Origin of the sequence: Streptomyces sp. NPDC051219, from assembly GCF_040682335.1 — a bacterium.
Classification (GTDB): domain Bacteria; phylum Actinomycetota; class Actinomycetes; order Streptomycetales; family Streptomycetaceae; genus Streptomyces.
Window position 1 is genome coordinate 16,051 of record NZ_JBFBAS010000012.1, and the last position, 21,759, is coordinate 37,809.

A 21,759-nucleotide genomic window follows, 5' to 3' on the forward strand; every position below is an offset into this window, starting at 1 on the left:
GATGAAGGCGGGAGGGGCGGCGTGAGGCGCATGACTGCTCGACCCGCGAACGCGCACCAGGCGCGACTGCTTCGCCTGCTGCGTGATGGCGGCCCCAATTCCCGCGCCCAGCTCGGGGACCAGGTCGACCTCTCCCGCTCCAAGCTCGCCGTCGAGGTCGACCGGTTGCTGGAGACCGGCCTGGTCGTCGCCGACGGTCTCGCGGCCTCGCGCGGCGGCCGCCGCTCGCACAACATCCGGCTCGCGCCCAACCTGCGCTTCCTCGGGGTGGACATCGGAGCCACCTCGGTCGATGTCGCCGTCACCAACGCGGAGCTGGAGGTACTCGGCCACCTCAACCACCCGATGGACGTCCGGGAGGGCCCGGTCGCCGTCTTCGAGCAGGTGCTCGCCATGGCGGCCAAGCTCAGGGCCTCCGGACTGGCGGAAGGGTTCGACGGCGCCGGGATCGGCGTCCCGGGCCCGGTCCGCTTCCCCGAAGGCGTACCGGTCGCGCCGCCGATCATGCCGGGCTGGGACGGCTTCCCCGTACGGGAAGCGCTCAGCCAGGAACTGGGCTGCCCGGTCATGGTCGACAACGACGTGAACCTCATGGCGATGGGAGAGCAGCACGCGGGCGTCGCCCGCTCCGTGAACGACTTCCTCTGCGTCAAGATCGGCACCGGTATCGGCTGCGGCATCGTCGTCGGCGGTGAGGTCTACCGCGGTACGACGGGCAGCGCCGGAGACATCGGCCATATCCAGGTGGACCCGGACGGCCGCCCCTGTGCCTGCGGCAACAGGGGCTGCCTGGAAGCCCACTTCAGCGGCGCCGCGCTGGCCCGCGACGCCGAGGACGCGGCGCGCTCGGGCCAATCGGTCGAACTGGCCACCCGGCTGGAGGCGGCGGGCAGGCTCACCGGCGCCGACGTCGCCGGCGCTGCCGCCGCGGGCGACGCCACCTCACTGGAGCTGATCCGTGAGGGCGGGAACCGCGTCGGCCAGGTCATCGCCGGGCTCGTCAGCTTCTTCAACCCCGGCCTGGTGGTGATCGGCGGCGGCGTGACCGGACTCGGCCACACGCTGCTGGCCAGCGTCCGCACCCAGGTCTACCGCCGGTCGTTGCCGCTGGCGACCGGCAACTTGCCAATCGTCCTGGGGGAGTTGGGGCCGGCCGCCGGCGTGATCGGCGCCGCCCGGCTGATCAGCGACCACCTGTTCTCGCCGGCCTGACCGGCGTACGTACCACCGTAAGCTCCTGCCTTTCCGGCCGGGAGCCGGGCCCGCGGCGCAACCGCGCGGTTCCCGGCCCCCGGGACAGCACAGCCCTGCCCGCTTGGAGTCTGGCTTCACCGGCCGCACCCGCCGAGGGGAAACGTCATGGCACCAGAACCACCCCTGCTCACCATGTCCGGCATCACCAAGTCCTTCCCCGGCGTACGCGCCCTCGACGGAGTGGACCTGGAGGTGCTGCCGGGCGAAGTGCACTGCCTTCTCGGCCAGAACGGCGCCGGGAAGTCCACCCTCATCAAGGTGCTCGCCGGAGTTCACCAGCCCGACGGGGGACAGATCGCCTGGAAGGGCGAGCCGGTCGCCCTCAAGTCGCCGATCGCCGCCATGCGTCTCGGCATCGCCACCATCTACCAGGAACTCGACCTGGTGGAGGGGCTGTCGGTGGCCGAGAACGTCTTCCTCGGCCATGAGCCCACCACCGCCGGGTGTGTCGTACGCGTCCGGGAGGCCAGGGCGGCGGCAGCAGCCCTCCTCCAACGCCTGGGTCACCCCGAGATCGATCCGGGACACCTCGTCGGCCCGCTCTCCGCGGCCCAGCAGCAGATCGTCTCCATGGCGCGGGCGCTGTCCCACGACGTCCGCCTGATCGTGATGGACGAACCGTCCGCCGCCCTCGACCCGGACGAAGTGGCCAACCTCTTCCGCATCGTCGGCGGACTGACCGCCGACGGAGTCGCCGTCGTCTACATCTCCCACCGGCTGGAGGAGATCCGCCGGATCGGCGACCGGGTGACCGTCCTCAAGGACGGCCGCGCCGTGGCCGGCGGCCTCTCCGCCCAGGACACACCCACCCACGACATCGTTGCCATGATGACCGGCCGCAAGGTCGAGTACGTCTTCCCGGAGCGGCCCGTGCGGCAGCCGGACGGACGCGACCGCCCGGTACTGAAGGTCCAAGGGCTGGCCAGGGAAGGGGAGTTCGCGCCGGTGGACCTCGAACTCCACCCCGGCGAGATCGTCGGACTCGCCGGCCTCGTCGGCTCCGGGCGCTCGGAGATCCTGGAGACGATCTACGGGGCGCGCAAGCCCACCCAGGGGCGGGTGATCGTGGACGGCCGCACCGTGCGTACCGGCAGCGTCCGGGCCGCTGTCCGCGCGGGACTGGGACTCGCCCCCGAGGAGCGTAAGGCCCAGGGGCTGCTGATGCTCGAATCCGTCACCCGGAACGTCTCGGTCTCCTCCATGTCCCGCTTCTCGTACGGCGGTTGGCTGGACCGTACGAAGGAGCGCGACACGGCCCGGACCGCCACTCGGGAACTGTCGCTGCGCCCTGACAACCCCGACGCCCTGATCCGCACGCTCTCCGGCGGCAACCAGCAGAAGGCGGTCCTCGCCCGCTGGCTGCTGCGCGGCTGCCGCGTCCTGCTGCTCGACGAACCGACCCGGGGCGTGGACGTCGGCGCCCGCGCCGAGCTCTACGCCGTCATCCGCCGGCTCGCCGACGACGGCCTCGCCGTCCTCCTCGTCTCCAGCGAGGTCCCGGAAGTGCTGGGCCTCGCCGACCGGGTGCTGGTGCTCCGCGAGGGCCGGGTCGTCCATACGGCCCCCGCGCGTGAGCTCGACGAGCACCGCGTACTCGACCTAGTGATGGAAGGGAGCCCGACAACATGACCCCTCCCGGGGCACAGCCCGCGACGCCCGCACAGCAGGACGGACGTCCCCCGGGCGAGCGGAAGCGGTCCGAGAAGAAGCGGTCCGACGACGGAGCCGGCCGCGCGCCCTGGCGTGAGCTGGGGGCCAGGCTCGACGTCCGCAATCTGTCGTTGCTCGGCGTTCTCGCGGTCCTGATCGCGGTCGGCGGGATCACCAAGCCCGACGAGTTCCTGGACTCCGGGAACCTCCAGCTCGTCCTCACCCAGGCCTCGGTCATCGGTGTCGTCACCGTCGGCATGACCTTCGTCATCACCAGCGGCGGCATCGACCTCTCCGTCGGCGCGATCGTGGCGCTCGCCTCCGTGTGGGCGACGACCCTCGCCACCCAGGACTATGGCTTCGCGGGCATCCTCTTCACCGCCGTGGTCGTGGGACTGGCCTGCGGGCTCGTGAACGGGATGCTCATCGCGTACGGCGGGATGGTGCCGTTCATCGCGACGCTGGCGATGCTCGCCGCCGCCCGTGGACTGGCCCTGCAGATCACCGACGGCAAGACACAGATCGTCACCGTGCAGTCGGTGCTCGACCTCGGCGTCCCCGACGCGTACGTCCTCGGCATTCCGCCGCTGGTGCTCGTCTTCGCGGGGGTCACGGCGATCGGATGGCTGCTGCTGAACCGTACGACCTTCGGCCGGCGCACCGTCGCCGTCGGCGGCAACGCCGAGGCGGCCCGGCTGGCGGGCATCGACGTCCGGCGTCAGCGGCTCTACCTCTACCTCCTCTCGGGCCTGTGCTGCGGTGTCGCGGCCTTCCTGCTGATCGTCCTGGCCGGCTCGGGACAGAACACCAACGGCAACCTCTACGAACTCGACGCCATCGCCGCGGCGATCATCGGCGGCACGCTGCTCAGCGGAGGCCGGGGCACCATCGTCGGCTCGGTGCTGGGCGTCCTGGTCTTCACCACGATCACCAACATCTTCGCCCTCAACAACCTCGAGAGCGCCGTCCAGCAGATCGCCAAGGGAGCGATCATCGTCGCCGCCGTCCTGGTCCAGCGCAGCACCCTGCGCAACGGCGAATCCTGACCCGCCCCCCACCCCTCCCGCACGTCCCGCACCGCCCCACGAGAAGGGTCCATCCGTCATGCCGGAAATCCCACGCACCACCCGCAGAGGACTGCTCTTCACCGGCGCGGCCGTCTCCGCCGGCGCCCTCCTGACCGCGTGCACCAGCAACGAGCCGAAGAAGAGCGACAGCCCGGCGGCCAACAACCAGCCGGCCGCCGACGACAAGCCGGGCAAGCCCGTCACCATCGGCTTCGCGGGCCCGCAGGCCGACCACGGCTGGCTCAACGCGATCAACGAGAACGCCAAGTCCCGGGCCGCGAAGTACTCGGAGGTGAAGCTGGAGATCACCGAGGGCTCCAACGACACCGCCGCCCAGATCGGCCAGGTCCAGACGCTGATCAACAAGAAGGTCGACGTGCTGGTGATCCTGCCGGCCGACGGCAAGGCGCTCACCCAGATCGGCCTCCAGGCCATGAAGGCGGGCATCCCCGTCATCAACCTGGACCGGATCTTCGCCTCCCCGCAGGCCTACCGCTGCTGGATCGGCGGCGACAACTACGGCATGGGCCTCAACGCCGGGCGCTACATCGGCGAACAGCTCAAGGACAGGCCCAACGCCAAGGTCATCGAACTGGCCGGGATGGACAACCTGGAGCTGACCAAGCAGCGCACCCAGGGCTTCGACGACGCCCTGAAGAACTACCCCAACATCAAGAAGGTGGCTCGCCAGGCCGCCGAGTTCACCGTCGAGTCGGGCCAGGCCAAGATGGCGCAACTGCTCCAGGCGCAGAAGCAGTTCGACGCCCTGTGGAACCACGACGACGACCAGGGAGTCGGCGCGATGCGCGCCATCCAGCAGGCCGGCCGGGACGACTTCCTGATGGTCGGCGGCGCCGGCGCCAAGTCCGCCATGGACGCCATCAAGGCGGACAACTCCGTCCTGAAGGCCACCGTCCTCTACCCGCCGACCATGGCCGCCTCGGCCATCGACCTGGCCCGCGCCGTCGGCCAGGCCAAGGGGGTCAGCGGAATGGCGGAGCTGGAGATCCCGGCCTCGATCACCCTCTACTCGGCCGTCGTCACCAAGGACAACGTCGACCAGTACCTGCCCACCGGCTTCAGCTGACCGGACCGGGCCGCGCGCCCCGCCCGCCCCCACCGAGCAAGCGACGAGGAGGAACCCGTATGGCCCGGACGGAGCAGAGGGAGCAGACGGACACCGAGGCGCCACCGCCGACTCTCGGTATCGGCATGGTCGGATACGCGTTCATGGGCGCGGCCCACTCCCAGGGCTGGCGCACCGCGGGCCGCGTCTTCGACCTGCCGGTACGGCCCGTCCTCGCGGCCGTCTGCGGCCGCGACCGGACAGCGGTGAGAGCCGCCGCCGAGAAGCACGGCTGGGCCGCCGCCGAGACCGACTGGCGGGACCTCATCGCCCGTGACGATGTGCAGATCGTCGACGTCTGCACGCCGGGGGACAGCCACGCCGAGATCGCGATCGCGGCACTGGAGGCGGGCAAGCACGTGCTGTGCGAGAAGCCGCTGGCCAACACGGTGGAGGAGGCGGAGGAGATGGTGGCGGCCGCCGCCCGGGCCCGGCTGAACGGCCAGGTGGCGATGGTGGGCTTCAACTACCGCAGGGCGCCTGCCATCGCGTATGCCCGCAGGCTGATCGCCGACGGCCGCCTCGGCGCGCTGCGGCACGTCAGGGTCACGTATCTGCAGGACTGGCTGGTGGACCCGGAGTTCCCGCTGGCCTGGCGGCTGCAGCGGGAACACGCCGGATCGGGCGCGCTGGGGGACCTGGGCGCGCACATCATCGACCTCGCGCAGTACCTGGCGGGGGAGCCCGTGGTGGGAGTGTCCGCGCTCACCGAGACGTTCGTACGGGAGCGGCCCCTGCCCGCCGGTGCCGTCACCGGACTGTCGGGCGGCGGCGGCACCGGGCGAGGCCAGGTGACCGTGGACGATGCGGCGGTGTTCACCGGGCGGCTCGCCTCCGGGGCCCTGGCCTCCTTCGAGGCCACCCGGATGGCGTCGGGGCGGAAGAACGCACTGCGGCTCGAACTCAACGGCGAGCGTGGTTCGCTGGCCTTCGACCTGGAGCGGCTGAACGAGCTGAGCTTCCACGACCACACCGAGCCGGCCGCGTCCGCCGGCTTCCGCCGGATCCTGGTCACCGAGCCGGACCATCCGTATCTGGAGGCCTGGTGGCCGCCCGGCCACGCGCTCGGCTACGAGCACACCTTCGTCCACCAGGCGCGCGATCTCATCACGGCCGTCGCCACCGGCACCGAACCGGCGCCGTCCTTCGCCGACGGCCTCCAGGTCCAGCGGGTGCTCGCGGCGGTGGAGGAGAGCGCCGCGAAGAACGCCGCCTACACCCTCGTCCCCTTCTAGGCCTGCCCGGCAGGTCACGCCGGGCTCAAGGAGGCAGCCTCACCATGCCACGTCCCTTCACGCTCTTCACCGGCCAGTGGGCCGACCTTCCGCTGGAGGAGGTCTGCCGGCTCGCCCGTGACTTCGGCTACGACGGTCTCGAACTCGCCTGCTGGGGCGACCATTTCGAGGTCGACAAGGCGCTGAACGACTCCGGGTACCTGGACTCGCGCCGGCAGCTGCTCGACAAGTACGGGCTGAAGTGCTGGGCGGTCTCCAACCACCTGGTCGGCCAGGCCGTCTGCGACTCCCCCATCGACGAACGCCATCAGGGCATCCTGCCCGCCAGGATCTGGGGCGACGGCGAACCCGAGGGGGTACGGCAGCGGGCGGCGGCCGAGATCAAGGACACCGCCCGCGCGGCCGCCGCGTTCGGCGTCGAGACCGTCATCGGCTTCACCGGTTCCTCCATCTGGCATCTGGTCGCGATGTTCCCGCCCGTACCGCCGCGCATGATCGAGCGGGGGTACGAGGACTTCGCGGAGCGCTGGAACCCGATCCTGGACGTCTTCGACGCGGAAGGCGTGCGCTTCGCCCACGAGGTCCACCCGAGCGAGATCGCGTACGACTACTGGACCACGCACCGGGCTCTGGAGGCTGTCGGCCACCGGCCGGCATTCGGGCTCAACTTCGACCCGAGCCACTTCGTGTGGCAGGACCTGGACCCGGTCGGCTTCCTGTGGGACTTCCGCGACCGGATTTACCACGTGGACTGCAAGGAGGCCCGCAAGCGGCTCGACGGCCGCAACGGCCGGCTCGGCTCCCACCTGGCATGGGGTGATCCGCGGCGGGGCTGGGACTTCGTCTCGGCCGGGCACGGTGACGTCCCCTGGGAGGACGTCTTCAGGATGCTGCGCTCGATCGGTTACGGGGGACCCGTCTCGGTGGAGTGGGAGGACGCCGGAATGGACCGGCTGACCGGCGCTCCGGAAGCGCTTTCCGTCCTCAAGCGGTACGACTTCGACCCGCCGGCCGCGTCCTTCGACGCCGCCTTCGGGGGCGGCGGCTGACCGTAAGGCCAGTTCACCGCCCGGCGGCCGGACCGCCGCCGGGCGGCTCACACCTGCCCCTAAACGGCTTTGTCCTGTGTCTGGAGAAAGTTCAACTCTTGTCGTGCACAAGGGCTTTCCGCTCAGGACGAACCCGGCTACCGTCCTTGAGGTGTTCAGGACATAGGGCTTTTCCGGCGTGACGGCGCGCGCCGGTGCCCCACCGCACCCGCCCGTACAACCGGCTTCAACCGGAGGACTTACGTGCACAGGAAAAGGCTCAGAACCCGGAAGGCGCTCGCACTCCTCACCGGCAGCCTCCTCGCCGCCACCTCACTCGCCCTCTCCGCGCCGCTCACCACCGCGGCGGAGATCCCCGAACCCGCCGCGGCCGCCGAGGACTTCCAGCAGGTCACCCTCGCCAAGGGGGAGCCCGAGGTCGGCGAGCCCATGAGCCTGGCCGTACTGCCGGACCGCAACGTGCTGCACACCTCGCGCGACGGGGAGCTGCGGATCACCGACAGCGCCGGGACCACCCGCCTGGCCGGCAAGATCCTCGTCTACTCGCACGACGAGGAGGGTCTGCAAGGCGTCGGAGTGGACCCGAAGTTCAGCGAGAACCGCTTCATCTACCTCTACTACGCACCGCCCCTCGACACCCCTGCGGGCGATGCCCCCAACGAGGGCACGGCCGCGGACTTCGCCAAGTACGACGGTGTGAACCGCCTCTCCCGCTTCGTGCTCAAGGCGGACGGCACCCTCGACAACGCCAGCGAGAAGAAGGTCCTCGACGTCCCGGCCACCCGCGGCATCTGCTGCCACGTCGGCGGTGACATCGACTTCGACGCGCAGGGCAACCTCTACCTCTCCACGGGCGACGACTCCAACCCGTTCGCCTCCGACGGCTTCACGCCGATCGACGAGCGCCCGGACCGCAACCCGGCGTACGACGCCCGCCGTACCTCCGGCAACACCAACGACCTGCGCGGCAAGATCCTCCGCATCAAGGTCAACGACGACGCCTCCTACTCCGTACCGGAAGGCAACCTCTTCGCCCCCGGCACCGCGAAGACCCGCCCCGAGATCTACGCGATGGGCTTCCGCAACCCCTTCCGGTTCAGCGTCGACCGGCCCACCGGGATCGTGTACGTCGGCGACTACGGGCCCGACGCGGGCGCGGCCGACCCCAAGCGCGGGCCGGCCGGACAGGTGGAGTTCGCCCGGGTGACCAAGCCGGGGAACTACGGCTGGCCGTTCTGCACCGGCAAGAACGAGGCGTACACCGACTACGACTTCGCGACCAAGACCTCCGGCGCGGCCTTCGACTGCGCGGCTCCCAAGAACGACTCGCCGCACAACACCGGCCTGGTCGACCTGCCGCCCGCGCAGGAGGCCTGGATCCCGTACGACGGCGGATCCGTGCCCGAGTTCGGCAGCGGCTCGGAGTCCCCGATGGGCGGACCCGTCTACCGCTACGACGCGGACCTGGACTCGCCCGTCAAGTTCCCCGAGGCGTACGACGGCGACTACTTCGCCGGTGAGTTCGGCCGGCGCTGGATCAAGCGCGTCGAGCACGGCGCCGACGGCGCGGTCCAGTCCATCAACGCCTTCCCCTGGACCGGCACCCAGGTGATGGACATGGCCTTCGGTCCCGACGGCGCGCTGTATGTCCTCGATTACGGCACCGCCTGGTTCGGCGGCAACGAGAACTCCGCGCTCTACCGCATCGAGAACGCCACCGACGGGCACTCCCCGGTCGCCGAGGCCAAGGCGGACAAGACCTCCGGCCAGTCGCCGCTGCGGGTGAGGTTCTCCTCGGCGGGCACCAGCGACTCCGACGGTGACGCCCTCACGTACTCCTGGACCTTCGGCGACGGCGGAACCTCCAACGCCGCCAACCCCACGTACACGTACCGCAAGAACGGCACCTACACGGCCACCGTCACCGCCAAGGACCAGTCCGGGCGCACCGGCTCGGCCAGCGTCCAGGTGGTTGTCGGCAATACCGCTCCCAAGGTGACGCTCGAACTCCCCGGTGACGGCCAGCTGTTCACCTTCGGCGACGAGATCCCGTTCAGGGTGACCGTGTCCGACCCCGAGGACGGGACCATCGACTGCGCGAAGGTCAAGGTCACCCACATCCTCGGCCACGACAGCCACGGCCACCCCGTCACCTCCGCCAACGGCTGCACGGGCATCCTCAAGACCACGGCCGACGGCGAGCACGACCCCAACGCCAACATCTTCGGGGTCTTCGACGCCGAGTACACCGACCAGGGCGCCGGCGGCCAGGCCCCGCTGACCACCCACGACCAGAACGTCGTCCAGCCCAAGCACCGCCAGGCCGAGCACTACAACGCGGCGAGCGGCGTCAACATCTTCAACAAGACTCCCGCCCACGGCGGCAAGACCGTCGGCGACATCAGCAACGGCGACTGGATCGCGTTCAAGCCCTACCGGGTCGGCGACGCGACCGCCCTCACCGCGCGTGTCTCCTCCGGTGGCGCCGGCGGCACCCTGGAGGTCCGTACCGGAGCACCCGACGGCAAGCTCCTCGGCTCCACCGTCGTCCCCGTGACCGGAGGCTGGGAGACCTTCCAGGACGTCACGGCGACCCTGAAGAAGCCGCCCGCCGGGACGACCACCTTGTATCTCGTCTTCAAGGGCGGCGCCGGAGCCCTCTACGACGTGGACGACTTCACCCTGTCCACGGCCAAGGCCGACGCCACGCTGAGGAAGCGGGTCCTGGTCTTCTCCAAGACCGCCGGATTCCGCCACGACTCCATTCCGGCCGGAGTCACCGCCCTGAAGGAACTCGGCGCGGAGCGCGGACTCGCCGTCGACTCCACGGAGGAGGCCGGTCAGTTCACCCCGCAGAACCTGGCGCGCTACGACGCCGTGGTGTTCCTCTCCACGACGGGAGACGTACTGAACGCCAACCAGCAGACCGTCTTCGAGCAGTACGTCGCCGACGGCGGCGGCTACATGGGCGTGCACGCCGCCGCCGACACAGAGTACGACTGGAAGTTCTACGGCGGACTCGTCGGCGCGTACTTCCAGTCGCACCCGCACATCCAGTCCGCGACGGTCCGCGTGGAGGACCACGACCACCCCGCCACCGCGCACCTGGACACCACCTGGCAGCGCACCGACGAGTGGTACAACTACCGCACCAACCCGCGTGAACAGGCGCGTGTCCTCGCCACGCTGGACGAGACCAGCTACACCGGCGGCACGATGAAGGGCGACCACCCGATCGCCTGGTGCCAGCCGTACGAGGGCGGCCGCTCCTTCTACACCGGCGGCGGTCACACCAAGGAGTCGTACGCCGAGCCGGCCTTCCGCAAGCACCTCCTCGGCGGACTGCTGTACGCGACGGGGATCGCCAAGGCCGACTGCAAGCCGTCCAAGGACTACCGGCCGCTGTTCAACGGCGAAACCCTGGAGGGCTGGAAGCAGGCCGGCCCCGGCTCCTTCGCGGTGAAGGACCGGACGCTGAACTCGACCGGCGGCATGGGCCTGCTCTGGTACCAGGCCAAGGAGCTCAAGTCGTACTCCCTCAAGCTCGACTGGAAGATGGCGGGCGACGACAACTCCGGGATCTTCGTGGGCTTCCCGGCCTCCGACGACCCGTGGTCGGCCGTCAACAAGGGGTACGAGATCCAGATCGACGCGAGCGACGCACCGGAGAGGACCACCGGCTCGGTGTACGGCTTCAAGGCCGCGAACATCGCCGCCCGGGACGCAGCCCTCAACCCCCCGGGTGAGTGGAACACGTACGAGATCCGGGTCGAGGGAGAGCGCCTGCGCATCTTCCTCAACGGAGTGAAGATCAACGACTTCACCAACACCGATCCCGTACGCAGTCTGGCCCGGGGTCACTTCGGCATCCAGAACCATGGTGACTCCGACCAGGTCTCGTTCCGCAACATCCGGATCAAGGAGCTGCCCGTCAAGGGGTAGCCCGACATCGGCGGCGGGCGGGGTACGCCGGACCCCGCCCGCCGTCTCTTCCACCCGCCCGGTATCCGCAGGGAGGCAGCAGCCGTGACCACCCCATCCGCTCCCACTCCGTCCGAGCCGCGTACGGGAGGCACAGGAGTCTGGTTCGTCGGAGCACGCGGCTCCGTCGCCACCACGGCCATGGCCGGGTGCGCCGCGATCACCGCGGGACTGCACCCGGCGACGGGCATGGTCACCGAGACAGCCCCCTTCGCGGGAGCGGGACTGCCCCCGCTCTCCTCGCTCGCCTTCGGCGGGCACGACACGGCCGGCTGCCCGCTGCCCAAGCGGGCGGAGGCCCTGGAGGCGCAGGGAGTCCTGCCGTACGGGCTCACCTCGGCGGTGCGCGGCGAACTCACCGCGGCCGACGCGGAGATACGTCCGGGCGGGCCACTGCCGGGCGACACCCGTACGGACGCCGAACTCGTCGAGTCCTTCGCGGCGGACCTGACGGACTTCACCCGCCGCCGGGGCCTCACCCGGACGGTCGTCGTCAACGTGGCCTCCACGGAACCGGCCCCGTCGCCGTCCGACCCACGCCTGCCGGCCAGCTCGCTGTACGCGGCGGCCGCCCTGCGGGCGGCTTGTCCCTACGTCAACTTCACCCCCTCGACCGGGCTGCACACCGCCGCCCTGCGCGACGCCGTCGCGGCCTGCGGGCTTCCCCACGCGGGCCGCGACGGCAAGACCGGCCAGACGCTCCTGAGGTCGGTACTCGCCCCGATGTTCCTCCAGCGCTCCCTGTCCGTACGCGCGTGGTCGGGTACGAACCTGCTGGGCGGCGGGGACGGGGCGGTCCTGGCCGACCCGGCGGCCGCCGCCGCCAAGAACGCGGGCAAGAACCGCGTCCTGGCCGACACGCTGGGATCGGTGCCCGAGGGCGAGGTCCACATCGACGAGGTCCCCGCTCTCGGCGACTGGAAGACGGCCTGGGACCACATCGCCTTCGAGGGTTTCCTCGGCTCCCGGATGGTCCTCCAGACGATCTGGCAGGGCTGCGACTCGGCTCTGGCGGCCCCCCTGGTCCTGGACCTGGCCCGGCTCCTGGCCCGCGCCCATGAAAAGGGCCTGACGGGCCCGCGGCCGGAACTCGGCTTCTACTTCAAGGACCCGGACGGCGGCCCGGCAGCCCTGGCGGACCAGTACACCGCTCTGCTGGCCTTCGCGGACCAGCTGCGGGAGGGGAAGTGAGCTCACGCGCCTGGGCCGAACTCCTGCGCGTCTCCGCGCTGTTCACGGTGCCGGGCGACGCGCTGGCGGGAGCGGCCGCAGTGGGCCTGCGCCCCAACCGGGGCACCGGGTTCGCCATCGGCGCGTCCCTCTGCCTCTACGAGGCGGGCATGGCGCTCAACGACTGGGCAGACCGCGCCGAGGACGCGGTAGACCGCCCGCACCGCCCGATCCCGTCGGGCCGCATACGCCCGGGTGCGGCCCTGGCGGCGGCGGGCGGCCTGACCCTGGCGGGCCTGGCCCTGTCGTCCCGCGCCGGCCGCCCGGCCCTCGCGGTGGCCACGGCTCTCGCAGCCACGGTCTGGTCGTACGACCTGCACCTGAAGCACACGGCAGTGGGTCCGGCAGCCATGGCCACCGCCCGCTCCCTGGACCTGCTCCTGGGAGCGACGGCAACGATGTCACCGCCGCCGGGCGGCTCGGCTTCCCGCGCCGTTGCGCGAAGCAGCCGCGCCGGGCGGCGCCGGGAGGCACGCCGCATTCCTGGGAACAACGGCGGCCGGCGGGACGGAGCCCGTCCCTCCGGGGCCGCGCGCGACGCGATGCCGGCCGCCGCGCTCCTCGGGGTGCACACCCTCGCCGTCACCGCCGTATCGCGCCACGAGGCACACGGCGGTTCAACCGCCGTACCACTGGCGGCACTCGCCGCGACGGTCACGCTCGGAGCGCTGGTGGGCCGCCGGCACGCAGCGCTCGGCCACGGAGGCCACGGGGGCCGGGCAGGCGGGGCGGCCCGGCTCGCGGCCACCGGGCTCGGCGCCGTCTACGCCGGCACCGCCGCCCGGCCACTGCTGCACGCCGCGCTCAACCCCTCTCCGACCCTCACCCAGCGCGCCGTCGGCGGCGGGATCAGAGCCATGATCCCGCTGCAGGCCGCGCTCGCGGCCCGCACCGGGGCCGTCGGGACCGGCGCGGCGCTGATGGCACTCGTACCCCTCGCCCGGAAGTTCGCACGGAAGGTGAGCCCCACATGAGTCTGCGCTTCGGATACGGAACCAACGGGCTCACCGACCTCCGGCTCGACGACGCCCTCGAACTGCTCGCCGACCTCGGCTACGAGGGGGTCGGGCTGACCCTCGACCACATGCACCTGGACCCCCTCGCCCCCGAATTGGCCACCCGCACGCGCAGGGTGGCCGACCGGCTCCAGCGACTCGGTCTCGGCGTCACCGTCGAGACCGGCGCGCGGTACGTCCTCGACCCCCGGCACAAGCACGGCCCCTCCCTCCTCGACCCGGACCCCGACCGCCGCGCGGCCCGCGTCCGTCTGCTGACGACGGCGGTACACGTCGCCGCGGACCTCGGCGCCCACGCCGTGCACTGCTTCAGCGGCGTCGTCCCCGAGGGCACCGACGCCGACACCGCCTGGAAGCGGCTCGAAGAGTCCTTCGATCCCGTACTCGACGCCGCGGCGGACAGCGGCATACCGCTCGCCGTCGAGCCCGAGCCCGGTCATCTCCTCGCCACACTCGCCGACTTCCACCACCTGCGCGGTCTCCTCGGCGACCCCGAGCCCCTCGGCCTCACCCTCGACATCGGCCACTGCCAGTGCCTGGAGCCCGCCTCGCCCGAAGACTGCGTAATCGACGCGGCGCCCTGGCTGCGGCACGTGCAGATCGAGGACATGCGGCGCGGGGTGCACGAGCACCTGCCCTTCGGGGACGGTGAGATCGACTTCCCGCCCGTACTGGAGGCGCTGCGCGCCACCGGCTACCAGGGGCTGACGGTTGTCGAACTGCCCCGCCACTCGCACGCCGGCCCGGACCTCGCCGAGCGGTCCCTGCGGTTCCTGCGGTCACTCGACGCGGGAGGTACCTCATGCTGACCGGCTCGTACTCCGCACTGGAGAAGCGGCTCGGCGGAGCGGCCCGCGCCTGGCTGGACGGGGCGCTGACCGAGGCCGCCGCGGGGCTGCCCGGCTGGGAGTTCCGCTTCGCGGAGGCCGGCCGGCAGTGCGGCGACGACGCCGCCGACGACGCGCGCGTTCTCCTGCTGCACGCGGCCGACGCGGACGGGCCCACCACCGCCCGGCTCTACCGGCAGGGCACGGCGGCCGAGCGGCGCGCGGTGCTCCGGGCACTGTCGTTCCTGGGGCGGCTCACTCCGGCCGACGGACTGCCGCTGGTCGAGGACGCGCTGCGGACCAACGACACGCGGCTCGTCGCCGCGGCCGTCGGCCCGTTCGCCTCCGCCCACCTGGACCCGCACGCCTGGCGGCACGCGATCCTCAAGTGCCTGTTCACGGGCGTGCCGGTGGAAGCCGTCGCCGGCCTCGGTGCCCGCGCCCGCGGCGACGCCGAACTGGCCCGCATGCTCGCCGACTACGCGGACGAACGCAGTGCCGCCGGCCGCGAAGTCCCCGCCGATCTGCACCGCGTTCTGGCCCTGACCCGCGAGGAGTCCTGATGCGTATCTTCGACCCCCACATCCATATGACCTCCCGCACCACCGACGACTACGAGGCGATGTACGCCGCTGGAGTCCGGGCCCTCGTCGAGCCCGCCTTCTGGCTCGGCCAGCCCCGGACCTCACCCGCCAGCTTCTACGACTACTTCGACGCACTCCTCGGCTGGGAGCCCTTCCGCGCCGCGCAGTACGGCATCGCTCACCACTGCACGCTCGCCCTCAACCCCAAGGAGGCGAACGACCCGCGCTGCGCCCCCGTCCTGACCGAGCTGCCCCGCTACCTCGTCAAGGACAACGTCGTCGCCGTGGGCGAGATCGGCTACGACTCCATGACCCCGGCCGAGGACGCCGCCCTCGCCACCCAGCTCCAGCTCGCCGCCGCCCACGGCCTGCCCGCACTCGTCCACACCCCGCACCGGGACAAGCTCGCCGGCCTGCGCCGCACTATCGACGTCGTACGCGAGTCCGACCTCCCGCCGGACCGGGTCCTGCTCGACCACCTCAACGAGACGACCGTGAAGGAGGCCGCCGACAGCGGAGCGTGGCTCGGCTTCTCCGTCTATCCGGACACCAAGATGGACGAGGACCGCATGGTGGCGGTCCTGAAGGACCACGGTACGCACAAGGTCCTGGTCAACTCCGCCGCCGACTGGGGCAGGAGCGACCCGCTGAAGACCCGCAAGGTGGGCGACGCGATGCTCGCCGGCGGCTTCTCCGAGGACGACGTCGACCAGGTGCTGTGGCGCAACCCTGTCGCCTTCTACGGCCTCAGCGGCAGGCTCCGGCTGGACGTCGCGGACCCGGCCCCCGCCGCCACCCACGAGGGCAACTCGATCCTCCGGGGCGGAACCGGGGAGGCATGAGCCATGCGCTTCCGTCACCCGGACGGCTCCACGGTCCACCTCGCCTACTGCACCAACGTCCACCCCGCAGAAACCCTCGACGGCGTGGTCGCGCAGCTGCGCGACCACTGCGAGCCGGTACGCAAACGGCTCGGCCGCGACCGCCTCGGCATCGGACTGTGGCTGGCCAGGGGCGCGGCCCACGCCCTGGTCACCGACCCGGCGGCGCTGCGCGGCCTGCGCGCCGAACTCGACCGCCGCGGACTGGAGGTGGTCACGCTCAACGGCTTCCCCTACGAGGGATTCGGCGCGGAGGAGGTCAAGTACCGGGTCTACAAGCCGGACTGGACCGACCCGGAGCGTCTCGCCCACACCTCGGATCTGGCCCGGCTGCTGGTCACCCTGCTGCCGGACGACGTCACCGAGGGCACCATCTCCACCCTGCCGCTCGCCTGGCGGACACCCTTCGACGAGGCGGCGGCCGACACGGCCCACCGCGCCCTGGCCACGCTCGCCGAGCGCCTCGACGCCCTGGAGGAACTGAGCGGGAAGTCCGTCCACGTCGGTCTGGAACCGGAGCCCGGCTGCACGGTCGAGACGACCGCCGACGCGATACGTCCCCTCACCCGCATCGGCAGCGACCGCATCGGCGTCTGCGTCGACACCTGCCACCTCGCCACCTCCTTCGAGGACCCCGCGACCGCCCTCGACGCCCTCGCGGCAGCCCGTGTCACCGTCACCAAGGCACAGCTCTCCGCCGCGCTGCACGCCGAACACCCCCATCTCCCCGAGGTCCGCGACGCGCTCGCCGCCTTCGCCGAGCCCCGCTTCCTGCACCAGACCCGCACCCGCACGGCTGCCGGCCTGCGCGGCACCGACGACCTACCCGAGGCGCTGGGCGGCGGCGCGCTGCCCGAAGGAGCACCCTGGCGCGCTCACTTCCACGTCCCGCTGCACGCCCCGCCGGCCCCGCCCCTGACGTCCACCCTTCCCGTGCTCCAGGACACCCTGGCCCGACTCGTCGGCGGACCCGCGTCCGACGGCCCCCCGCTCACCCGCCATCTCGAAGTCGAGACGTACACCTGGCAGGCCCTCCCGGCCGAGCTGCGACCCCGTAACCGCACCCAGCTCGCCGACGGCATCGCCGCCGAACTCGCCCTCGCCCGCGACCTGCTGACCGGCCTCGGCCTCAAGGAACTCCCATGACGCAACCGACCCCCCTCCTCGTCCTGGACGTCGTCGGCCTCACGCCCCAGCTCCTCGACCACATGCCCCGTCTCAAAGCCATGGCCCGGAACGGGTCGTCGGCGCCCCTGACCACCGTCCTGCCGGCCGTGACCTGCGCCGCACAGTCCACGTTCCTCACCGGAACCCTTCCCGCCGAGCACGGCATCGTCGGCAACGGCTGGTACTTCCGCGACCTCGGCGAGGTGCTGCTGTGGCGCCAGCACAACGGCCTCGTCGAGGGCGACAAGGTCTGGGACGCGGCCCGCCGCGCCCACCCCGGGTACACCGTCGCCAACCTCTGCTGGTGGTACGCGATGGGCGCCGACACCGACATCACGGTCACCCCACGGCCCGTCTACTACGCCGACGGCCGCAAGGAACCCGACTGCTACACGCGGCCGCCCGCCCTCCACGACGAACTCACCGAGAAGTTCGGCACGTTTCCCCTCTTCCACTTCTGGGGCCCCGGAGCCGACCTCGTCTCCTCCCGCTGGATCGTGGACGCCACCCGCCACGTCATCGCCACCCGCCACCCCGACCTGACCCTCTGCTACCTCCCGCATCTCGACTACGACCTCCAGCGGTACGGCCCCGACGACCCCCGCTCCATCCGGGCGGCCGCCGAACTCGACGCGGTCGTCGGGCCGCTGCTCGACGACGCCGCGGCCGAGGGCCGAACCGTCGTCGCCCTCTCCGAGTACGGCATCACCCGTGTCTCCCGCCACGTCGACATCAACCGGGCACTGCGCCGGGCCGGACTCCTGGAAGTGCACACCCAGGACGGCATGGAATACCTCGACCCCATGGCCTCCCGGGCGTTCGCGGTCGCCGACCACCAGATCGCGCACGTCTACGTGCGCCGGCCGGAAGACCTCGACGTCACCCGCGCAGCGCTCCGGGACCTCTCCGGCATCGAGCGCCTCCTCGACGACGAGGGCAAGAAGGAGTACGGCATCGACCACCCCCGCTCGGGAGAACTGGTCGCGGTCGCCGAGCCGGACGCCTGGTTCACGTACTACTACTGGCTCGACGATGACCGCGCCCCCGACTTCGCCCAGCTCGTCGAGATCCACCGCAAGCCCGGCTACGACCCCGTCGAGCTCTTCATGGACCCCCTCGACCCGTATGTACGGGTCAGGGCGGCCAAGGCGCTGGCCCGCAAGAAGCTCGGCATGCGCTACCGCATGGCCGTGGTGCCCCTGGACCCCTCGCCCATCCGCGGCAGCCACGGCCGCCTCCCCGAGCGCGACGAAGAGGGTCCGCTCATCCTGTGCTCCACCCCCCACGCCGTCACCGGCCGCCTCGCGGCCACCGACGTGAAATCGCTGCTCCTCCAGCTCGCCGGACTGCACTGACAGAAGGAGTCCCCCGCATGAGCCGCAAGATCACCAACGACCCCGAACTCGCCCACAAGCTCAGCAGACGCGGCATGCTCGGCGTTGCCGCCGGTGCCACGGCCGCCGCGCTCCTCGGCGCGAGCACCACGAGCGCGGCCGCGGCGCCGAGCGGCCGAGGCCGTCCCGTACTGCCGCCCGGCCGCCTCGGCATCCAGCTCTACAGCCTCCGCTCCAAGGTCTCGACCCTCGGCTTCGCCAAGGTCTTCGAAGAGCTGGAGCGCTTCGGCTACGACGAGGTCGAGTTCGCCGGGTACTCCCAGGGCTCGGCCGGCCCCATCACCCTCGCGCAGCTCAGGCAGCTGACCCGCGACCACGGCCTGCGCGGCATCGGCAGCCATGTCGGCTACTACGACGACGGCAACCCGAACGCGTACACGTTCGCCCAGAACCTCACCAAGGTGCTCGACGACGCCCAGGCCCTCGGCCTCAAGCACATCGGCACGGCGTCCGGCCCCTGGCGCTACGGCGCCACCGTCGACGGGTGGAAGCGGGCCGCCGAGGACTTCAACACGTACGGCGCCGAGGCGAAGAAGCGCGGCATGAAGTTCTACCAGCACAACCACGCCGAGGAGTTCTCCTTCGCGACCGACCGGCCCGACGTCCGCCTCTACGACGTGCTGCTCGCCGAGACCGACCCCGACCTGGTCTATCTGGAGATGGACATCTACTGGGCGTACGTCGCCCAGTTCCGGTTCGGCAAGCGGGTGGACGGCACGTCGGCGCCCTTCGACCCGCTGCGGTACGTACTCAGGCAGCCGGACCGCTATCCCCTCTTCCATGTCAAGGACGGCGAACACGACGAATCCGTCCGCGACGGCTACCGGATGGTGGACGTCGGGGACGGAGACATCGACTACAAGCGGTTCATCTCGGCGGTGAGCCGTACCCACGGCGGGCGCCTCGACCACCACTGGCAGGCGGAACACGACAACCCCGCCGACGCGTTCACGTTCGCCCGCAAGTCCAGTGCCCACCTCCACTCACTGCGTGAGAAGGACTGCTAGGTCCTCATCGCCTGGCTAGAGCGCATCGCGGCTGATCGGCCGCGGGTTCGGCTCGACACGCCGTGCCCGCGGCCGTCCAGGCGCGTGCAGGAACAGCGCCACGAAGCCGGCGAACAGCGAGATCGATCCGGCGAGCACAAAGGCGCCGCCGTAGCCCCACGCACCGACGACCACGGCGCCCATACCGGAACCGAGCAGGCCCGACACCAGCTTGGAGCTGTAGACAAGGCCGTAGTTGGAGGCGTTGTTGTTCTCTCCGAAGTAGTCCGCCGTCATCGCCGCGAACATCGGGAAGATGGCGCCACCGCCGAAGCCGGAGATGCTGGAGAACAGCAGGAACAGCGGCAGGTTGTTGATGTTCCCGGCGAAGAGGATGCCGTACTGGGAGAGCCCGAGCACGATGCAGACGAAGATCAGGCACTGCTTGCGGCCGTACCGGTCGGAGAGCCAGCCGATGACGCCGCGGCCCGTGCCGTTCACGATCGCCTTCAGCGACATGGCCGTCGCCACGATGCCGCCCGCGAAGCCGGCCTCGTTACCGAACGGGACCTGGAACGCGATGCCGAAGATGTTCACCCCCGACGTGCACAGCAGACAGAACCACATCAGGCCCACCCGGCCCGTGCGCCAGGCCTCGATCGGCGTGTACTGCTTCACCGCCGGCGGGTTCTTCTCCAGCGCCCGCCGCGCCCGCGGGTCGTCCGGCTTGCGCAGCGGGTCGACGTCGGCGGGCCACCAGTTCTTCGGCGGGTCCCGGAAGAAGTACCCCGCGACGGCCACCACCAGGGCGAGGAAGACACCGACAGCCACCAGCACGGCCCGGAAGTTCGTCAGGTCCATGTAGCCGGTGAAGATGAAGACGAACGGGACGGACCCGTAGGCGAATCCGCCGTTGACGAACCCGGTCTTGCCTCCCTTGCGCTCCGGATACCACTTGCCGACCATGTTCACGCAGGTCGCGTAGACCATGCCGGCGCCCATCCCGCTGAACATGCCGAACCCGACATACGCCACGACCACATGCGGCGCGAACGCCAGCGAGAGATAGCCGAGCAACGTGCCCACCGCGCCCAGCATCATCGCCCAGCGGGCCGGCAGCCGGCCGCTCTCGCGCAGTTTGCCGGCCGGGAAGGCCACCGCGGCCTGGAAGAACACCCACACGCCCAGCATCCAAAAGATGTGATGGCTTCCCCAGCCGTGTGCGGTGTGCAGCGTTTCCTCGGCGGACGCGAACGCGTACTCCGCCGAGCTGATCCCCATCATGCCGACCCAGGGCAGGATGACCATCCACTTGCGAGGCCGTCCCATGATGTCGACGTCGGTCTCACCGAGCCGGTACATCCGGCCGTTGGCGTCCGTCACCTCTCTGTAGGGGACTGATACGGAGATGTCTGTTGTTGCCATGTCGATCGAACCCCTTGCGTCGAAGAAGCCTGGCCAGCGCCCCCTGTCCGTTCTCTCCGTGCCGGGGCCCGCGGGTGAGCGGCTCACCGCGGGCCCCGTGGTCCGAGCAGTCACTCAGGTCATCGGCCGCCTCCCAGCAACCCGGCCGCGCGGGCCCACCGGTACTTCGCGCCGAGCACCGCGACCGGCTTCTCCGTCGTGTACGGGTAGGCGACGACTCCGCGCTCGAAGAGGTACGCGCACGCCTCCTCCACCTCGACATCGCCGGCCAGGCCGGCGGATCTGTTCCGCCAGCGCCCAGCGGTCCACCGCTGGGGCGCCTCGTACGCCGCGCAGGATCTCGGCCGCCCCGATGGAGTCGAGCATCGACAGCCCCTCGTCCGCGGTGACGGGTGCCAGCCGGAAGGTGATGTCCTTCAGCACCTCCACCAGGACGCCGCCGAGCCCGAAGGCGACGACCTTCCCGAAGGTCGGGTCGGTCACCGCGCCGACGATGACCTCCTGCCCGGGGGGCAGCAGTTGCTGTACCTGCACTCCGTCGATCCGGGCCCCGGCGTCGTACGCCCGCGCGTTCTCGATGATCCGGCAGAAGGCGGCCCGCACCTCGGCGGCCCCCTCCACTCCGACAACCACACCGCCGGCGTCGGTCTTGTGCAGGATGTCCGGGGAGACGATCTTGAGTACGACGGGACCGCCGAGGCGGGCCGCGTGGGCGACCGCCTCGTCCACGTCCTTGGCCAGGGCCTCGCCCGGAACGGCTATCCCGTACGCGTCGGCGACGATCCTGCCTTCCGGGGCGGTCAGGGCGGCACGCCCGTCGGCCCGTACCGCGTCGAGCAGGGCCCGTACGGCCGCGAGGCCGGCTGTGCGATCGGTGTCCGCCATCC

The 21,759-nt window shown here is 71.1% G+C and carries 17 protein-coding genes and 1 pseudogene; 15 read left to right on the forward strand and 3 right to left on the reverse strand.

The genetic code is table 11. From position 1 onward, the window contains the following. Window positions 1-30 precede the first annotated feature (30 nt). The 15 genes from AB0M62_RS16175 to AB0M62_RS16245 all read left to right on the forward strand — a co-directional run bounded on the left by AB0M62_RS16175 (window position 31) and on the right by AB0M62_RS16245 (window position 19,468). The gene (locus AB0M62_RS16175) at window positions 31-1,212 is read left to right on the forward strand and encodes an ROK family transcriptional regulator (RefSeq protein ID WP_366074828.1); all 1,182 of its coding nucleotides are present in this window, start codon (window positions 31-33) and stop codon (window positions 1,210-1,212) included. Between the two features lie 147 nt (window positions 1,213-1,359). Beyond that, window positions 1,360-2,883 (forward strand): sugar ABC transporter ATP-binding protein, encoded by a 1,524-nt coding sequence (locus tag AB0M62_RS16180; RefSeq protein ID WP_366074829.1) that lies wholly within the window; start codon window positions 1,360-1,362, stop codon window positions 2,881-2,883. After that, a complete protein-coding gene (locus AB0M62_RS16185) occupies window positions 2,880-3,950 on the forward strand; it encodes an ABC transporter permease (RefSeq protein ID WP_366074830.1) in 1,071 nt (356 codons plus the stop codon). Before AB0M62_RS16180 ends, AB0M62_RS16185 begins: the two co-directional genes overlap by 4 nt. Window positions 3,951-4,008: 58 nt before the next feature. Further along, window positions 4,009-5,058: a substrate-binding domain-containing protein gene (locus AB0M62_RS16190; protein ID WP_366074831.1), complete on the forward strand. Its 1,050-nt coding sequence runs from the start codon at window positions 4,009-4,011 to the stop codon at window positions 5,056-5,058. Between the two features lie 59 nt (window positions 5,059-5,117). Next, window positions 5,118-6,332, forward strand: coding sequence for a Gfo/Idh/MocA family oxidoreductase (locus tag AB0M62_RS16195; RefSeq protein ID WP_366074832.1), 1,215 nt, complete (start codon window positions 5,118-5,120; stop codon window positions 6,330-6,332). A 44-nt stretch (window positions 6,333-6,376) separates the two neighbouring features. Beyond that, window positions 6,377-7,381, forward strand: coding sequence for a sugar phosphate isomerase/epimerase family protein (locus tag AB0M62_RS16200; RefSeq protein ID WP_366074833.1), 1,005 nt, complete (start codon window positions 6,377-6,379; stop codon window positions 7,379-7,381). A gap of 243 nt (window positions 7,382-7,624) precedes the next feature. Further along, window positions 7,625-11,323, forward strand: a complete 3,699-nt coding sequence (locus AB0M62_RS16205; RefSeq protein WP_366074834.1) for a ThuA domain-containing protein — start codon at window positions 7,625-7,627, stop codon at window positions 11,321-11,323. A gap of 84 nt (window positions 11,324-11,407) precedes the next feature. Continuing rightward, entirely contained in the window at window positions 11,408-12,553 is a 1,146-nt protein-coding gene (locus AB0M62_RS16210; protein WP_366074835.1) for an inositol-3-phosphate synthase, read from the forward strand. After that, the gene (locus AB0M62_RS16215) at window positions 12,550-13,566 is read left to right on the forward strand and encodes an SCO3242 family prenyltransferase (RefSeq protein WP_366074836.1); all 1,017 of its coding nucleotides are present in this window, start codon (window positions 12,550-12,552) and stop codon (window positions 13,564-13,566) included. Before AB0M62_RS16210 ends, AB0M62_RS16215 begins: the two co-directional genes overlap by 4 nt. Then, complete coding sequence (locus AB0M62_RS16220; protein ID WP_366074837.1) at window positions 13,563-14,417, forward strand: sugar phosphate isomerase/epimerase family protein; 855 nt, start codon at window positions 13,563-13,565, stop codon at window positions 14,415-14,417. The genes AB0M62_RS16215 and AB0M62_RS16220 overlap by 4 nt, the downstream gene beginning before the upstream one ends. Continuing rightward, the gene (locus tag AB0M62_RS16225) at window positions 14,411-14,998 is read left to right on the forward strand and encodes an EboA domain-containing protein (protein ID WP_366074838.1); all 588 of its coding nucleotides are present in this window, start codon (window positions 14,411-14,413) and stop codon (window positions 14,996-14,998) included. The genes AB0M62_RS16220 and AB0M62_RS16225 overlap by 7 nt, the downstream gene beginning before the upstream one ends. Beyond that, window positions 14,998-15,861, forward strand: coding sequence for a TatD family hydrolase (locus tag AB0M62_RS16230; protein ID WP_366074839.1), 864 nt, complete (start codon window positions 14,998-15,000; stop codon window positions 15,859-15,861). Before AB0M62_RS16225 ends, AB0M62_RS16230 begins: the two co-directional genes overlap by 1 nt. Before the next feature lie 3 nt (window positions 15,862-15,864). Continuing rightward, window positions 15,865-17,046 (forward strand): metabolite traffic protein EboE, encoded by a 1,182-nt coding sequence (eboE, locus tag AB0M62_RS16235; RefSeq protein ID WP_366074840.1) that lies wholly within the window; start codon window positions 15,865-15,867, stop codon window positions 17,044-17,046. After that, on the forward strand, window positions 17,043-18,422 hold the full coding sequence (locus tag AB0M62_RS16240) for a nucleotide pyrophosphatase/phosphodiesterase family protein (protein WP_366074841.1): 1,380 nt from the start codon (window positions 17,043-17,045) through the stop codon (window positions 18,420-18,422). The genes eboE and AB0M62_RS16240 overlap by 4 nt, the downstream gene beginning before the upstream one ends. 17 nt (window positions 18,423-18,439) lie before the next feature. Beyond that, window positions 18,440-19,468 carry a sugar phosphate isomerase/epimerase gene (locus AB0M62_RS16245; protein WP_366074842.1) on the forward strand — a complete coding sequence of 343 codons (1,029 nt, stop codon included), beginning with the start codon at window positions 18,440-18,442 and terminating at the stop codon, window positions 19,466-19,468. A gap of 15 nt (window positions 19,469-19,483) precedes the next feature. On the opposite strand, the gene AB0M62_RS16250 is transcribed toward AB0M62_RS16245, so the two are convergent. From AB0M62_RS16250 to AB0M62_RS16260, 3 genes and pseudogenes are all read right to left on the reverse strand, one after another. Then, on the reverse strand, window positions 19,484-20,872 hold the full coding sequence (locus tag AB0M62_RS16250) for an OFA family MFS transporter (RefSeq protein ID WP_366074843.1): 1,389 nt from the start codon (window positions 20,870-20,872) through the stop codon (window positions 19,484-19,486). A 119-nt stretch (window positions 20,873-20,991) separates the two neighbouring features. Next, entirely contained in the window at window positions 20,992-21,126 is a 135-nt protein-coding gene (locus AB0M62_RS16255) for a hypothetical protein (RefSeq protein WP_366074958.1), read from the reverse strand. Window positions 21,127-21,145: 19 nt separating this feature from the next. Next, window positions 21,146-21,757, reverse strand: a pseudogene (locus AB0M62_RS16260) (acetate--CoA ligase family protein); the annotation flags it as partial. Between the last annotated feature and the right edge of the window lie 2 nt (window positions 21,758-21,759).

Coding starts and splice junctions, on each gene's coding strand:
- AB0M62_RS16175 (WP_366074828.1), top strand. CDS start 31: ATGACTGCTCGACCCGCGAACGCGCACCAGGCGCGACTGCTTCGCCTG.
- AB0M62_RS16180 (WP_366074829.1), top strand. CDS start 1,360: ATGGCACCAGAACCACCCCTGCTCACCATGTCCGGCATCACCAAGTCC.
- AB0M62_RS16185 (WP_366074830.1), top strand. CDS start 2,880: ATGACCCCTCCCGGGGCACAGCCCGCGACGCCCGCACAGCAGGACGGA.
- AB0M62_RS16190 (WP_366074831.1), top strand. CDS start 4,009: ATGCCGGAAATCCCACGCACCACCCGCAGAGGACTGCTCTTCACCGGC.
- AB0M62_RS16195 (WP_366074832.1), top strand. CDS start 5,118: ATGGCCCGGACGGAGCAGAGGGAGCAGACGGACACCGAGGCGCCACCG.
- AB0M62_RS16200 (WP_366074833.1), top strand. CDS start 6,377: ATGCCACGTCCCTTCACGCTCTTCACCGGCCAGTGGGCCGACCTTCCG.
- AB0M62_RS16220 (WP_366074837.1), top strand. CDS start 13,563: ATGAGTCTGCGCTTCGGATACGGAACCAACGGGCTCACCGACCTCCGG.
- AB0M62_RS16225 (WP_366074838.1), top strand. CDS start 14,411: ATGCTGACCGGCTCGTACTCCGCACTGGAGAAGCGGCTCGGCGGAGCG.
- AB0M62_RS16230 (WP_366074839.1), top strand. CDS start 14,998: ATGCGTATCTTCGACCCCCACATCCATATGACCTCCCGCACCACCGAC.
- eboE (WP_366074840.1), top strand. CDS start 15,865: ATGCGCTTCCGTCACCCGGACGGCTCCACGGTCCACCTCGCCTACTGC.
- AB0M62_RS16240 (WP_366074841.1), top strand. CDS start 17,043: ATGACGCAACCGACCCCCCTCCTCGTCCTGGACGTCGTCGGCCTCACG.
- AB0M62_RS16245 (WP_366074842.1), top strand. CDS start 18,440: ATGAGCCGCAAGATCACCAACGACCCCGAACTCGCCCACAAGCTCAGC.
- AB0M62_RS16250 (WP_366074843.1), bottom strand. CDS start 20,872: ATGGCAACAACAGACATCTCCGTATCAGTCCCCTACAGAGAGGTGACG.